This is a genomic window from Kitasatospora sp. NPDC059577 (assembly GCF_042735475.1).
Taxonomy (GTDB): Bacteria; Actinomycetota; Actinomycetes; order Streptomycetales; family Streptomycetaceae; genus Kitasatospora.
Genome location: NZ_JBHWBZ010000070.1, coordinates 33,344 through 47,565, shown reverse-complemented (window position 1 = coordinate 47,565; position 14,222 = coordinate 33,344). Strand labels below are relative to the sequence as shown.

Annotated in this window: 8 protein-coding genes and 1 pseudogene; all 9 read right to left on the bottom strand. The window is 73.2% G+C overall.

Annotated elements, in window-relative coordinates:
- A pseudogene (locus ACFV0O_RS35895) lies at positions 1–2,418 on the bottom strand (hypothetical protein); the annotation flags it as partial.
- A gap of 279 nt (positions 2,419–2,697) precedes the next feature.
- Positions 2,698–3,294 carry a hypothetical protein gene (locus tag ACFV0O_RS35890; protein WP_380348225.1) on the bottom strand — a complete coding sequence of 199 codons (597 nt, stop codon included), beginning with the start codon at positions 3,292–3,294 and terminating at the stop codon, positions 2,698–2,700.
- A 192-nt stretch (positions 3,295–3,486) separates the two neighbouring features.
- Positions 3,487–4,521 carry a PstS family phosphate ABC transporter substrate-binding protein gene (locus tag ACFV0O_RS35885; RefSeq protein ID WP_380348223.1) on the bottom strand — a complete coding sequence of 345 codons (1,035 nt, stop codon included), beginning with the start codon at positions 4,519–4,521 and terminating at the stop codon, positions 3,487–3,489.
- Positions 4,522–4,952: 431 nt separating this feature from the next.
- On the bottom strand, positions 4,953–5,357 hold the full coding sequence (locus ACFV0O_RS35880) for a hypothetical protein (protein ID WP_360258620.1): 405 nt from the start codon (positions 5,355–5,357) through the stop codon (positions 4,953–4,955).
- Complete coding sequence (locus ACFV0O_RS35875; protein ID WP_380348221.1) at positions 5,347–5,805, bottom strand: hypothetical protein; 459 nt, start codon at positions 5,803–5,805, stop codon at positions 5,347–5,349. Before ACFV0O_RS35875 ends, ACFV0O_RS35880 begins: the two co-directional genes overlap by 11 nt.
- 202 nt (positions 5,806–6,007) lie before the next feature.
- A complete protein-coding gene (locus tag ACFV0O_RS35870; RefSeq protein ID WP_380348229.1) occupies positions 6,008–7,819 on the bottom strand; it encodes a GAF domain-containing protein in 1,812 nt (603 codons plus the stop codon).
- A gap of 176 nt (positions 7,820–7,995) precedes the next feature.
- Positions 7,996–11,493 carry a thiol reductant ABC exporter subunit CydD gene (gene cydD, locus ACFV0O_RS35865; protein WP_380348219.1) on the bottom strand — a complete coding sequence of 1,166 codons (3,498 nt, stop codon included), beginning with the start codon at positions 11,491–11,493 and terminating at the stop codon, positions 7,996–7,998.
- A gap of 4 nt (positions 11,494–11,497) precedes the next feature.
- Positions 11,498–12,532 (bottom strand): cytochrome d ubiquinol oxidase subunit II, encoded by a 1,035-nt coding sequence (cydB, locus tag ACFV0O_RS35860; protein WP_380348217.1) that lies wholly within the window; start codon positions 12,530–12,532, stop codon positions 11,498–11,500.
- 45 nt (positions 12,533–12,577) lie between these two features.
- Positions 12,578–14,122 carry a cytochrome ubiquinol oxidase subunit I gene (locus tag ACFV0O_RS35855; protein WP_380348215.1) on the bottom strand — a complete coding sequence of 515 codons (1,545 nt, stop codon included), beginning with the start codon at positions 14,120–14,122 and terminating at the stop codon, positions 12,578–12,580.
- Positions 14,123–14,222 lie beyond the last annotated feature (100 nt).

Sequence of the window (14,222 nt, the reverse complement as noted above, 5' to 3'; positions counted from 1 at the left end):
GGCGCCGGGCGCCGCGGCGCCCCCGGCCGTACCCGCCCCGCTCGTACCGGTGCCGGACAGCCCGCTCCCGGAGGAGCCGCTGCCGGCCAGGCCGTCGGAGGAGCCGGCCCCGGTGCCGCCGGAGCCGCCGTCGGCGGTGGAGCCGCCGGTGCCGGACTCGGTCACCGGGGTGGTGCCACCGGTCGTGCCGCCGGAACCGGCCGCGGGGGTGCCGCCGTTCCCGCTCTCCGGCGTGCCCGGGTCGGTGCCCGGGGTCGGCGGCGCGGTCTGGTTGCCGGGCAGCTTGCCGTCCTGCGCCTCGACGTGCTGCACGGCCTCCTGGGCCTGCTGCCGCTGGGCGGGCGTCAGCGCCAGGTAGCCCTGGGCGAGCTGCCCGGGGGCGAGCCCGTACGTCTGGCCGTCGGTGGTCACCGTCTTGAGGAACCGCGAGATCGCGGCGGCCTTCTCGGCGGACTGTCCGCCGGTGGGCACCATCGCGTACTGCACGACGCTCAGCGGGTACGCCCGCTGGTCACGCGAGAACGCGGTGTCGGGCGTGCCGTAGGGCAGCTGCTGGACCCCGGTGGCGGCGTCGGTCGGCATGTCGGCGACGGCGGCCTGGAAGCCGGCCGTGGTGGGCGACACGAAGGAGCCGGCCGGGTTGAGCAGTGCGGCCTCGGGCAGCGAGAACGCCTTCGCCTGGGCGGTGTCCATGATGGCGAGCATCGCCCGCTGGCCGGGGAGCTGCGCGGCGCACGCCTTGTGGCCGCCGGTGGCGGGGTCGATGTTCGGTTCCTGGCAGTTGGGCTGGTTCTGGATCAGGTTGCGGAGCACGCGCCCGAGGCCGTCGATGGACGGGTTCCACTCGTACTGCTTCCAGTGCCGGTAGTCCACGCCCGGGTCGTCCCGGTCGGGCCCGGTGAAGTCCTGGGTCTGGAAGGCCTCCGTCGGGTAGCCGGCGAACTTCGGCTTCAGGTAGAAGCCGTCGACGTGCATGCCCCACGGGTCCGGCTCGCCGTCGAGGAACCGGGCCGCGTCCGGATCGGCCGCCAGCCACGAGGTCACCTGGTAGGTCAGGTCGGTGGTGCCGCCGGGGACCCCGGGGTAGATCGTCAGGATCCCGCCGCAACTGCTCGGCCAGTGGATCCCGTTGGCCGTGGTCTCCGGGTTCAGCTGCTTGAACTCGGGGTCGGTGAACAGGCACACCGGGTTGCCGGCCACCGAGGGGATCGCCGCGCCGGGCGTGGCGTAGGACTGGGTCAGCAGCTTGGCCACCAGCCGGGCGTTCAGCTTCAGGTCGCGGATCTGCCGGCCGGTGGACGGGTCGTCGACCACGTACGTGACCGAGATGCCCGTCGTGGCGAGCGGCGCGTAGACGTAGGGCCGCGGGGCCGGTGAACCGTCGGGCCGGGCCGTCAGCGCGACCTCCGTGGTGCTGCTGCCGGCCAGGAACGCCGCCCGGGCCTGCGGCTCGCCGCCGGCCGGGACGTAGCCCACGGTCATCGGCGAGCCGCCCAGGCACAGGCCCGCCCGCCACTGCTGCATCGCCCGGTTCGCCATCTCCAGACCGGCGGTCCCGAAGGCCTGGTTGCTCGCCGCGCAGGCGTCCGGCGTGGGGGCGAAGCCGAGCGGGACCACGGTCCGGTGCTTCCAGGCGCACTGCTCGCTGGTGCGGTTCCCCGTCTTCCAGTTCTGGAAGGCCGGCCCGGGGCGCATGATGCCGTCGGCGGCGGTGAAGCCGTCCGGGTCGTCGTCCAGGTCGTGGAACTCGCAGTCGGCTCCGCCGTCGAGGACCTGGAAGAGGTCGAGCGGGTCACCGCCGTAGTTCGGCTCGACCACCAGGGAGCACGGGTGGGTCGCGTCGCAGCCGAGCGTGGCGCTCTCCTTGGCGCTCCACACCTCGATCGAGGCGGTACCCGAACCGTCCGGCCCGGTCGCGGCGATCACCTGGTTGGAGGGCCACTCCGGCGTCTCCAGGCGCGTCGGACGCGGCGGCTGCTCGAAGCCCTTCGACCGGTCGCCGCCGTAGAGCGTGCTGCCGTAGCAGTCGGTCACCGCGGGGTCGGTGCCGCGGCACTGGTAGATCCGCACCGCGTAGAGGATCTTGGTCGACTCCTTCTGCGCCACCGCGACCGGGGACTTGTCGCCGATCGCGACGGTCGGGGTGAAGCCGGTCCAGGAGACCTGGAGGACCTGGTTGGTGAGGTTGGCCGTCTGGGAGACCGTCACGCTGCCCGCCGGCCCGTACTGCTTGGTGGCCGGGATCCAGACCTTCGGGCCCGGCACCGTCACGGCGGAGTCGGCGTGTGCCTGCGGCACCGCGCCCAACCCGATCGGAACGACGCCGAGCGCCGCGACGACGGCCCAGGAGAACGCCAGGGCCGGTAGTCGACGGCGCCACCGCCCTCGGTCTCTCGGGTCGGGTACGCGGTTTCTCATGGCGGGGCCTCCGGGGGATGCGGGCCGCCGAGGGAGGCGGCGCGAGGGAGTCGATCGCGCTGGGGACGGACGGTTCCGTGCGTACTATTCGGCCAGCCGGATGTGGCGGGATCCGGTCGGCCAGGTGTACGAGACCACAACGCGGCGACTCCGTACCGGAGTTGGGAACTCCACAAGCAGCGGGCCCACGCCGAGGCGCGGGCCCGCCGATCCGCGGTCCGGCGCGGCGGGGTGCGGCCCGCCGGGGTTTCGGTGCGGCGGGGTCCGGCCCGCCGGGGCTCAGTGCGCCGGGGTGTAGGACAGCGCGAGCTTGCCGATCTGCTGGCCGGCGGTGAAGAACGCGGTGCCGAGCTTGGCGTCGAGGTAGCTCGCGCCCTCCGCGTCCACCTGGAAGCTGGAGGAGTTCAGGTTCTGGGTGAGGCCGGTGCGGTTGATCACGTTGTCGCCGGCCGGGTCCAGCAGCGGCACGGGCGTGGTCGAGCCGTTCGGCACGGCCGTGAAGTAGCCGTTGGCGACCGAGAAGTCGAGCTGCTTGAAGGTCACGCTCCGGCCGGTGGCGAGGTTCAGGAAGAGCAGGCCGCCGCCGAACTGCACGTCGCCGTAGAACGCCGGGATGTTCGCGGCGCCGCCGCTCACCGGGAGGGTCACGGTCAGTCCGGCGTTCGGGTCGAACGCCGGGTTGGCGGGCTGGAGCGGGATGACCACGATGCCGTTGCGCGCGGCGTTCGACAGGAAGCTCACGTCGGTGGTGATCACGGCCTGGCCGGCGGCCGGCGTGGTGGCGGGGGTGTCCGCGACGGCCGCACCGCTCGCGGCGGTCAGGGCGAGGACGACGGCGGCACCGGACGAGGCCAGACGGGCGCTGATGCGGGACATGCTGAACTCCTTGGGAGAGGGAGAGGTGTGTTCCGGTCGTGCGGTTCGAAGAAGCTCGTGCGCGGGTGGCACCGCCGTGGGCGGGGGACTCCGGCGGCGGGCACCCGGAGGTCCGGATCCCGGCTCGTCGTCGGACCGGGCCGGCGGCCGCGGGGGCGAGGCCCCGCGACCGCCGGTGAGGTGCGGGGTGGCTCAGGAGTGGGTGACGCTGCCGCAGGCGAAGGAGGACAGCGGCAGGAAGCCGAAGCTCTTGATGTCGGCGGCACCCTTGGTGCAGATCCAGCCGCCCTTGCCGAAGATGGCGCGCAGGGCGGTGCCGTGGGCGTCGGTGGCGGTCCACTCGGCGTCACGGAAGACGTTGTAGACCACGCGGGAGTACGCGGTGGCCGCGAACGCGGAGCTGATGGTCTTGTTCACGGTGTCGACCGGGGCGACGCCGTCGACGTTGCGGATGGTCAGCGGGCCCTGGACGTCGGCGCCGCTGCCCTTGCCGAAGTAGACCTGGCCGATGTAGTGGGCGGCGGAGTAGGGGACCACCGAGTTGACGTCGGCCAGGGCCGGGTCGCTGCCCTGGTTCTCCTGGGTGCCGCTGGTGACGCAGGCGCCCGGGGTGACGGCGGTGCCGCCACCGATGGTGGTCAGGAAGAAGGAACGGGTGCCGGAGCTGGCCTGCGGCAGGAAGGGCTTGATCGTGGCGTTCGGGAGCGACGCGCTGATCTGGTTCCAGTTGGTGACCGTGCAGGTGTAGATGTCCTTCAGGTTCTGCGTGGTCAGGTTCGCCGGGGCGTTGCCGGCGGCCGGGGCGGCCCAGGCGACGGCGTCCTTGGCGAGGGCGACGAAGTCGTCGGTGGTCGGGTCGCTCGCCTGCGGGGCGCGGGAGGAGCGGGCGAAGTCGACGGTGGCGCTGGTGTTGGCGTTCAGCGCGGTGATGCCGGCGCCGGAGCCGTTCGGGCGGGTGATCGCGGTGGCGCCCGACTTGGTGGTGATGGTGCCGGAGGGGATCGCGTCCCAGCTGTACAGGTGCGGGTCGCTCGGGTTGGTCAGGGTCGCGTTGTAGTCGGCGGCGAGCTGGTTCAGCACGGCCTGGGTGGTGTCCGAGCCGACGCCCACGATGTCCTGGGAGTTCGGCAGGCCGGCCGGGTCGGCGACGGCGGTGCCGGCGAAGACGGTGGCGACCGAGGTCGCCAGCGCGGCGGCGGCAAGCAGGTTGGCAGCGGTCTTACGCATGTTTCTCTTCCTCCGGTGGGAGAGACGTCCATCGCGTGAACCCTTGCTCCGGTCGGGAGTTCGGGGCCGGTGGCCGCGTCCGCTGCGGCCTGTCCGGCAGTGCAGATCCTGTCCGGCGGGCGGGTTCCGCCGGAAGGGAGGTCGAGGGCCGCCGGGGAATGTCGACTCATCGGTTCAGCGAGGTTTAGGCACTGGTCAGCGTGGACGCGACAGGGGCGGGACCGGGCCTCCGAACCCGGTCGACGTTCTTCTCCAGGAGGCTGCTCGGGGTGTTGCCGGAAACCTGGGCTTCACCGGAAACGCACGAACGGAACGCCGCCCACGACCCATCGGCGGCGAACCGTGCCGTTGCGATGGCGAACCACCGCACGGCGACGACGGACCACGGCATGCGGGCGGCTGACCACGGCATGCGGCACGCGGGCGGCGGGCTACAGCGGCCGGCGGCCGTCGCGCCCCGAACGGCGCAGTTCCTGCCCCACCCACTGCAGAGCGGCCAGGAATCCATCGATCCCGGCCTGGCACTGGTCGCGCCGCAGGTACCCGCGGGCACTGCGGGCGACCGGAACGGCGGAGGCCGCCCCCGGCCGGGTGCTGCGCACCGGCAGGGAGGCGGCCCAGACCCACTGACGCCCCTCGGACTGGCTGATCGAGCACCGCAGCGCGGCCCGCTCGATCAGCAACTCTCTGACCGCTTCGGCCAGTTCCTCCTCGGTGCGGTAGGTGCGCACGCCGACGCCGAGTGGTCGGCCGTTGGCGGCGCGCAGCGCCCAGCCGAGGCAGCGGTCGGCCGCGGGCACGACCAGCAGCCGCGGACCGCGCCGCTCAGTGGCCATCGGTGCGTCTCAACGGCACTGCGCGCTCAGGCAGTTCGCGCGGCGGCAGGTCGCGCGGCGCCAACTCGCGCGGCGGCAGGTCGCGCGGCGGCTGCTTGGCGAGCAGCACCACGAACCGCCGGAAGGCGTTCTGGCAGGTCGCGTACCGCTCGTACGCGCGGCTGGAACGCACCTCGGGGAGGTTGCGCGCACCTGGCACGACCCAGATCCAGCCGATGCCGTCCCGGACGTGGGTGATGCGGGCGGTCAGTTCGGCCGCCCCTGCGCGCAGGCCGTCGAAGCAGCGCTCGGCCTCACCGGCCGTTTCGAACGCGGCCGGGGTGATCGCGACCACCCGGCCGTTGGGCGCCTTCAGTTGCCAGCGGTAGCGCCCGTCCGCGGTCCGTTCGGCGCGGAACCCCCCTCGACTTGCCCCTGCTGCGGTGTGACCGCGGCCGGAAGCGTCCACTGCCCCCTCCGTCCGGTTACCTTCCGGTTTCCCCTCCGAGCGGAGCAAAGCTATGTGTGCACACAGAGCCCCGGAAAGCCCAGAACGTTCACAACTTGCTCCGTTGGTCGGGAAGTTCTCTCTCGTTTAACTTTCACTTGTCTTTACCCGCGGGCTTTGCGAATGCCTTCGGAACCCGCCCGGACGGCCCCCGGGAACACCCTCAGAGCCGGGACGTCCAGCGCACCACGGTGCCCTTCCGGTAGGGCCCGCCCTCGTGCCAGGCGTCGCCGCCGAGGGCCTCCGCCCGCCGGGTGAGGTTGAGCAGCCCGCTGCGCCGGCCGCCCTCCGGGATGCCCACCCCGTCGTCGGTCACGGAGAGCAGCACGCCGGGGCGACCGCTGCGATCCAGTGAATCCGGGTCGCCGCCGACCGGCCGACCGTCGTCGCCCAGGTGGACGGTGGCGTCGATCTCCACACCGACCCGGGAGGCCCGCGCGTGCCGGGCCGTGTTCGACAGCATCTCCCGTAGTGCCGCCAGCAGTTGACGGCCGGTCTTCTCGCCGACCAGGCTCTCCACCGGGCCGACGAAGCTCACCGCCGGTTTGAAGCCGAGGGCCGCGGCGGCCTGGCTGGCCTCCCGCAGCACCCGGGTGCGCAGGGTGTCGGGCGCGTCGCCGTGGTTGTCGTGCTGGAGGGCGTAGATGGTGGTGCGGACCTCCTGGATGGTGGCGTCCAGTTCGTCGACCGCCTTGCCGATGCCGGTCCGCACCTCCGGGACGATGGCCCGCCGGGCCGCGCTCTCCAGCATCATCCCGGTGGCGAACAGCCGTTGGATCACCAGGTCGTGCAGGTCCCGGGCGATCCGGTCGCGGTCCTGGAAGACGGCCAGCCGCTGCTGGTCGCGCTGGCCCTCGGCGAGCCGCAGGGCGAGGGCGGCCTGGGAGGCGAAGGTCTCGGCGAGCTGCTTCTCGCCGTCGGTGAACGGCCGGGCGCCGCACGGCCGCCAGACGCAGAGGCCGCCGAGCACCCGCCCGGCGGCGATCATCGGCACGGCCATGGACGGGCCGAAGCGGCGGGCGAGCCGCATCACCACGGTCGGGTCGCTGGACATGTCGTCCAGCCGGACGCTCTCCCCCTCCAGCAGCCGGGCCGCGAAGCTCTGCTTGGGCAGCAGTTCGCCGCGGACGAACTCGGCCACCTCGCCGGAGGCGTGGGCGACCCGCATCTGCCCGTCCTCCTCACCCTCCGGGCCGGTCGGCAGCAGGATCATGCCGAGGGCGGCGTCCGCCAGTTCCCGCACCTGTTCGGCCGCGACGGTCAGGGCCGTCTCGGCCTGTTCGGCGGAGAGCAGCGCGGTGGTGACGGCGGCGGCACCGGCGATCCAGCGCTCGCGGCGGCGGCCCTCCTCGTACAGCCGGGAGTTCTCGATCGCCACGCCGGCCGCGGCGGCGAGGGCGTGCACCACCTGCTCGTCCTCGGGGGTGAAGGCGCCGCCCCCCTTCTTCTCGGTGAGGTAGAGGTTGCCGAACACCTCCTCACGGACCCGGATCGGCACGCCCAGGAAGGTCTGCATCCGCGGGTGGTGCGGCGGGAACCCGGAGGAGCGCGGGTCGGTGCCGAGGTCGGCCAGCCGCAGCGGTTCGGGGCGGTCGATGAGCGCGCCGAGGACGCCGCGGCCGGCGGGCAGGTCGCCGATCTCGGCGGCGGTCTCGTCGGCGACGCCGACGTGGATGAAGTCGGCCAGGCCGGTGCCGCCGGGGGCGATCACGCCGAGCGCCGCGTAGCGGGCGTCGACCAGTTCGGCGGCGCCGGTGGCGATCCGGTGCAGGGTGGCGTGCAGGTCCAGGCCGGCGCCGATGGCGACCACGGCTTCCAGGAGCCGCTGCATCCGGTCGGTGACGGCGGCGGCCGACTGCAGGCGCTCGGCGACCTCGGTGACCAGGGTGTCCAGGCCGAGCGAGGCGATCTCGGGCACCCGATGGGGTGTCGGCTCGGGGGTGGCCTCGGAGGTGGCCTCGGGAACGTCCGGCATCGGGTCCATGAAGAAAGCCTAGTTTGTACGCTTTTCAGACGAAGGACGGCACGACCGGCCCCCACCGGGCGCATCGGCTGGGCGGTCGGCGCACCGCGCGCACGGGGCGCACCGCGCGCACCGGACACACCACGCGCACCGGGCCCACCGGGCGCACGGGGATCGGCGGCCCGGTCTCAGCGCCGGGCCGGCTCCAGCAGCCCGTCCGCCTCCCGCTCCCGCCGCCACATCGCGTGCAGCCGCCCGTCCGGGTCGGCGACCAGCTCGGACCAGCGGCCCCGCTCGGCCACCCGGCCGCCGTCCAGCACCAGCACCTCGTCCACCGTGGTGTCGTCCAGCCCGGCCAGCCGGTGGGTGATCAGCACGGTGGTGCGGCCCTCGGTGGCGGCCAGCAGGTCGGCGGTGAGCGCGTCGGCGGTGGGCAGGTCGAGGTGCTCGGCGGGCTCGTCCAGGACCAGTACGGGGAAGTCCGCGAGCAGGGCCCGGGCGAGCGCGAGGCGCTGGCGCTGGCCTCCGGAGAGCCTGGCGCCGTGCTCGCCGACCATGGTGTCCAGGCCGTCCGGCAGGCTCCGCGTCCAGTCCAGCAGCCGGGCGGCGGCGAGCGCGGCGCGCAGTTCGTCCTCGTCCGCGTCGGGCCGGGCCAGTCGCAGGTTCTCCCGCAGCGAGCTGTCGAACACGTGCGCGTCCTGCGCGCAGAGCCCGATCACCCGGCGGACGTCCTCGCCCGCGAGCTCCCGGCTGTCCACAGCCTGTGGACGGCCGGCGGCGAAGGTGACGCTCCCGGCACCCGGCTCCAGGAAGCGCAGCAGCGCCTGGGCGAGGGTGGTCTTGCCGGAGCCGGACGGGCCGACCACGGCGATCCGGCGGCCCGGGGCGAGGTCGAGGTCCACCCCGGCGAGCGCGTCGGACGCCTGCCCGGGGTGCCGCACGGTCAGCCCGCGCACCGCGACCGGCAACGGCTCACCGGGGAGTTCCGCCGGGTCCGCCGGCTCCGTCACCGGCGAGGGGGCGTTCAGCACCTCGTCGAGCCGGGCCCGGGCGGCGCGACTGCGCTGACGGGCCTGGACGGCGAGCGGCATCCCGGTGACGGCCTCGAAGGCGGCCAGCGGGGTCAGCACCACCACCGCCAGGCAGACCGGCGCCAGCGCCCCGCCGCGCACCCCCTGGACGCCGACGGCCGCCGCCGCCGTCACCGTCAGCCCGGTGAGCAGCGCGATCAGTCCGGTGCCGAGCGCCGTGGTGGCGGCCGAGCGGGCGGCCAGCCGGGTCAGCGCGGCGTCGGCGCCGCGGACGGCGGCGAGCCGGGCGGGCAGCGCGCCGGCCACGGTGAGTTCGGCCGTGCCGGTGAAGGCGTCCACCACGGTGGTGGCCAACCGCCCGCGCGCCGGGGCCTGCCGCCGCTCGGCGCCGGCCGACCAGCGGGCGGCCAGTGCGGGCACCAGCACGCCCGCGAGCAGCAGTCCGAGGCCGAGCACGGCCCCGGCGGCGGGCAGGAAGGCGGCCATCGCCAGCGTCGAGCCCAGCCCGACCACGCCGGCCACGGCGGCCGGCAGCCGCCAGCGCAGGTAGTGGTCCTGGATCGCGTCCACGTCGGCGACCAGCCGGGAGAGCAGGTCGCCGCGCCGGAAGGCGGGCAGGCCGGCCGGGGCGAGGGCGCTCAGCCGCCGGTGGACGGCGGCCCGCAGGGTGCCGAGGGTGCGCAGCACCGCGTCGTGCGAGACGAGCCGTTCGGCGTAGCGGAAGACGCTGCGGCCGATGCCGAAGGCGCGGACCGAGGTGACGGCCATCATCAGGTAGAGCACCGGCGGCATCTCGGAGGCGCGGGAGATGAGGTAGCCGGAGGTGGCCATCAACGCGACGGCGCAGCCGAGGGCGAGTGCCCCGAGCAGGACGGACAGGGCCAGCCGGGGCGTGCTGCCGGCCTCGGTCTCCGGTTCCCCGGGGACGGCGGGGGCGGCGGTCGGGCGGCCGCTGTGGGCGAGGGCGGGGACGGGTCCTGCGGCGGGGAGGCCCTCGGCCGGGGGCGGCGGGAGCAGCCGGACCCGCTGGTCCGCGACGGCCAGCAGGGCCGGCCGGTGCGCGACGATCAGCACGGTGCGCGCCGGGTCCTCGGCGAGCGTCCGGACGGCGTCCACGACGGCCGCCTCGGAGGCGCCGTCCAGGTGGGCGGTGGGCTCGTCCAGCAGCACCAGCGGCCGGTCGTCGGCGAGCAGCACCCGGGCGAGGGCGAGGCGCTGGCGCTGCCCGGCGGAGAGCCCGGCGCCGTCCTCGCCGAGCCCGGCGGCCAGGTCGGTCACGAAGTCGAGCGCGTGCGCGGCCCGCAGCGCCGTCCACAGCTGCTCGTCGGTCGCGTCGGGCCGGTAGAGCCGCAGGTTGTCGGCGACCGTCCCGGCGAACAGGTGGGGGTGCTGCGGCACCCAGGCGATCTGCCGCCGCCAGCTCCCGGGTTCCAGGTCGGCCAGGTCGTGGGACCGGCCGTCGGCGGCGGTGATCCGGACGGTGCCGGTCCCGGGGGCGGTGAGGCCGAGCAGGACGGCCAGCAGGGTGGACTTGCCGGCGCCGCTCGGGCCGGTCACGGCCGTGCTGGAGCCCGGACGCAGGGTCAGCGCGGCGCCGTCCAGGGCGGGCCCGGTCCGTCCGGGGTGGTGGACGACCAGCCCGTCCGCCTCGATCAGGGCGCCGGCCAGGTCGGGCGCGGGCACCGTGCCGGTGGCGGGCAGCGGGGTCTCCAGCACCCGGAACAGCTCGTCGGCGGCGGTCAGCCCCTCGACGCTGGAGTGGTAGAGCGCGCCGACCTGGCGGATCGGGACGTACACCTCGGGGGCGAGGACCAGGATCAGCAGCCCGGTCTCCAGGTCGAGCGTGCCGTCCACCAGCCGGAAGCCGACGGTGACCGCGACCAGGGCGACGGACAGGGTGGAGAGCAGTTCGAGGGTGAAGGAGGAGACGAAGGCGATCCGCAGGGTGCGCAGGGTGGCCCGGCGGTAGTCGGCGGTGATCCGGGCGATGGTGGCGGCCTGGGTGCGGGCCCGGTTGAACACCTTGAGGGTGGGCAGCCCGGCGACCACGTCGAGGAAGTGGTGGGAGAGCCGGGCCAGGGTGTCCCACTGCCGGTCCATCCGGGACTGGGTGGCCATCCCGATCAGCACCATGAACAGCGGGATCAGCGGCAGCGTCCCGGCGATGATCGCGGCCGAGGTGAAGTCGACGCCGACGATCCGCAGCAGCACGATCACGGGGACGACCACGGCCAGCGCCAGCTGCGGCAGGTACCGGGCGAAGTAGTCGTCCAGCGCGTCGACGCCGCGGGTGGCGAGGGTGGTGAGTTCTCCGGTGCGCCGGCCCGCCAGGTAGGACGGACCGAGCGCGGTGGCGTGGTCGAGCAGCCGCAGCCGCAGGGTGGACTTCACCCGGGCGACGGACCGGTGCGCGGTGAGTTCGGTGAGCCAGCCGACCAGCCCGCGCCCGAGGGCCGTCAGGGCGAGCAGCAGCAGCGGCGCGGTCAGTTCGGCGAGGGTCGCACCGCGTTGGAAGGCGCGGACGACGATCTCGGCGATCAGACCCGCCTGGGCGACCACCAGGGCCGCACCGGCCGCACCGAGGAGCACGGATCCGGCGAGGAAGGCCCTGGTGGTGCGGGCGTACCCGAGGAGTCGGGGGTCGACCGGCTTCATCGCGTCAGCCCCGGTCGAGCGGGGCGGCGGGGGCGGCGGGGGCGTGCCCGGGGATGTGCTGGACGCCGATCCGCTTGCGGAACACCCAGTACGTCCAGCCCTGGTAGAGCAGCACCAGCGGGGTGAACACCGCCGCCACGACGGTCATCAGCTTCAGCGTGTACGGCGAGGAGGCCGCGTTGCCGACGGTCAGGCTCCAGGCCGGGTTCAGGGTGGACGGCATGACGTTCGGGAAGAGCGCCAGGAAGAGCATCGCGACGGCGGCCACGACGGTCGCCCCGGAGAGGACGAACGCCCAGCCCTCACGGCCCAGTTGGTTGGCGACCAGGGCGCCGGTCAGGGCCAGCACGGCGATCACCAGGGCGACCAGGCTGCGGCCGTTGCCGTTGTGGCCCTGCGTCCAGACCAGGAAGACCAGGGCCAGCACGGCCGTCACCAGTCCGGCCTGCAGGGCGGCCCTGCGGGCCCGCTCGCGGATCTCGCCGACCGTCTTGAGCGCGGCGAACACCGAGCCGTGGAAGGTGAACAGGGAGAGCGTCACCAGGCCGCCGAGCAGCGCGTACGGGTTCAGCAGGTCCCCGAGGGTGCCGACGTAGTTCTTCTGCGCGTCGATGTCCACGCCGCGCACGATGTTGGCGAAGGCCACGCCCCAGAGGAAGGCGGGCAGGAGCGAGGTCCAGAAGATGGCCTCCTCCCAGTTCCGCTGCCAGCGGGCGCCGTCACGCTTGGCCCGGTACTCGAAGGCCACGCCGCGGACGATCAGGCAGACCAGGATCACCAGCAGCGGAATGTAGAAGCCGCTGAAGAGCGTCGCGTACCAGTCCGGGAAGGCGGCGAAGGTGGCGCCGCCGGCGGTCAGCAGCCAGACCTCGTTGCCGTCCCAGACCGGGCCGATGGTGTTGATCAGCACCCGGCGCTCGGCGGTGTTCCGGGCCAGCGGCTTGGTCAGGATGCCGATCCCGAAGTCGAAGCCCTCCAGGAAGAAGTAGCCGATCCACAGGACCGCGATCAGCACGAACCAGACGTCGTGGAGTTGCATGTCAGATCCTCAGTTCCCCAGTGGTCCTCAGTCGTCCCGGGTGCCTCAGTACGCGAAGGCGAGCGGCTTGTCGGCGTCCTCGCCGGAGGACGGCCCGCGCAGCGAGGGGTCCTCGGTGGGCGGTTGCTCGGTCACCACCGGGCCGGCCTTGGCGTACTTGACCAGCAGCCGGACCTCGACGACCGCGAGGATCGCGTACAGCGTGGTGAAGGTCGCCAGTGCGCCGATCTGGGTGCCGACGCCGACGTTGGGCGAGACCGCGCTGGAGGTGGTCATCAGGCCGAAGACGGCCCAGGGCTGACGGCCCATCTCGGTGAAGATCCAGCCGAAGCTGTTGGCGATCAGCGGGAATCCCATGGTCAGGATGCCGATCCGCCAGCTCCACGTGGTCAGCAGCGGGCCGAGTTCGCGCCCGGGGGTGAGCATCAGCCGGGGCACCTCGGTCTCGCCGGTGCGGAACTCGGGCCGCAGGAAGAGCTTCCTGCGGGTGGTCCAGAGTCCGATCAGGCCGGCCACGAAGGAGGTCATCCCGAAGCCGATCATGAGGCGGAAGCCCCAGTAGGTGACGAAGATGCTCGGGATGTAGTCCTTGGGGTCGCCGCCGTGCCGGGCGGCCTCGGCCGCGGCGGTGTCGTTGATGCCGGGGACGGAGGAGCTGAAGTCGCTGTGGGCGAGGAAGGAGAGTATCCCGGGGACCTCCAGCGCGACCGAGTTGTGGCCCTTGCTGACGTCGCCGACCGCGAAGACCGAGAACGGCGCGGGCGACTGGGTGTCCCACAGGGCTTCGGCGGCGGCCATCTTCATCGGCTGCTGCTCGAACATGACCTTGCCCAGCTCGTCGCCGCTGAGGGCGGTGCCGGCGCCGAAGACCACGGCGAGCACCAGGCCGAGCCGCAGCGAGGTGCGCATCGAGGCGGTCTTCTTCGCGTCGGCGGTCTCCGGCCTCCGCTTGGCCTTCCAGAGGTGGAACGAGGAGATGCCGACCATGAAGGCGGCGCCGGTGAGGAAGGCGGCGGTCAGGGTGTGGGCGACGACGGTCAGGGTGGTGTTCTGGAACAGCACCGCGGTGATGTCGGTCAGCTGCGCCTTGCCGGTGGCCGGGTCGATCGCGTACCCGACGGGGTGCTGCATCCAGGAGTTGGCGGCCAGGATGAAGTAGGCGGAGAGCACGGTGCCCAGCGCGACCATCCACATGCAGGCGCAGTGGATCTTCCTCGGCAGCTTGTCCCAGCCGAAGATCCACAGGCCGATGAAGGTGGACTCGAAGAAGAAGGCGATCAGCGCCTCCATCGCGAGCGGGGCGCCGAAGACGTCGCCGACGAAGCGGGAGTAGTCGGACCAGTTCATGCCGAACTGGAATTCCTGGACGATTCCGGTGACGACGCCCATCGCGATGTTGATGAGGAAGAGCTTTCCCCAGAACTTGGTCGCGTGGAAGTACTTCTCCTTGTTCGTCCGCACCCAGGCGGTCTCCAGGCCGGCCACGACCGCGGCCAGGCTGATCGTGAGCGGAACGAAGAGGAAGTGGTAGACGGTGGTGATGCCGAATTGCCATCGCGCGATGGTCTCGTGAGCGATTGCCAGTTCCACGTCGCCCTCTCTCCCAGCCGGCCCGTACTCCGACGGGCTCATTCCGGACAAACATCTTCTATAGCCGTAGACCGCTGCCGAACCATGCAAGCTTGTCCGC

Excerpts from the sequence above, each read along its gene's own strand:
- cydB (WP_380348217.1), bottom strand. The coding sequence starts at position 12,532 with ATGCAACTCCACGACGTCTGGTTCGTGCTGATCGCGGTCCTGTGGATC.
- cydD (WP_380348219.1), bottom strand. The coding sequence starts at position 11,493 with ATGAAGCCGGTCGACCCCCGACTCCTCGGGTACGCCCGCACCACCAGG.
- ACFV0O_RS35880 (WP_360258620.1), bottom strand. The coding sequence starts at position 5,357 with ATGGCCACTGAGCGGCGCGGTCCGCGGCTGCTGGTCGTGCCCGCGGCC.
- ACFV0O_RS35870 (WP_380348229.1), bottom strand. The coding sequence starts at position 7,819 with ATGCCGGACGTTCCCGAGGCCACCTCCGAGGCCACCCCCGAGCCGACA.
- ACFV0O_RS35890 (WP_380348225.1), bottom strand. The coding sequence starts at position 3,294 with ATGTCCCGCATCAGCGCCCGTCTGGCCTCGTCCGGTGCCGCCGTCGTC.
- ACFV0O_RS35885 (WP_380348223.1), bottom strand. The coding sequence starts at position 4,521 with ATGCGTAAGACCGCTGCCAACCTGCTTGCCGCCGCCGCGCTGGCGACC.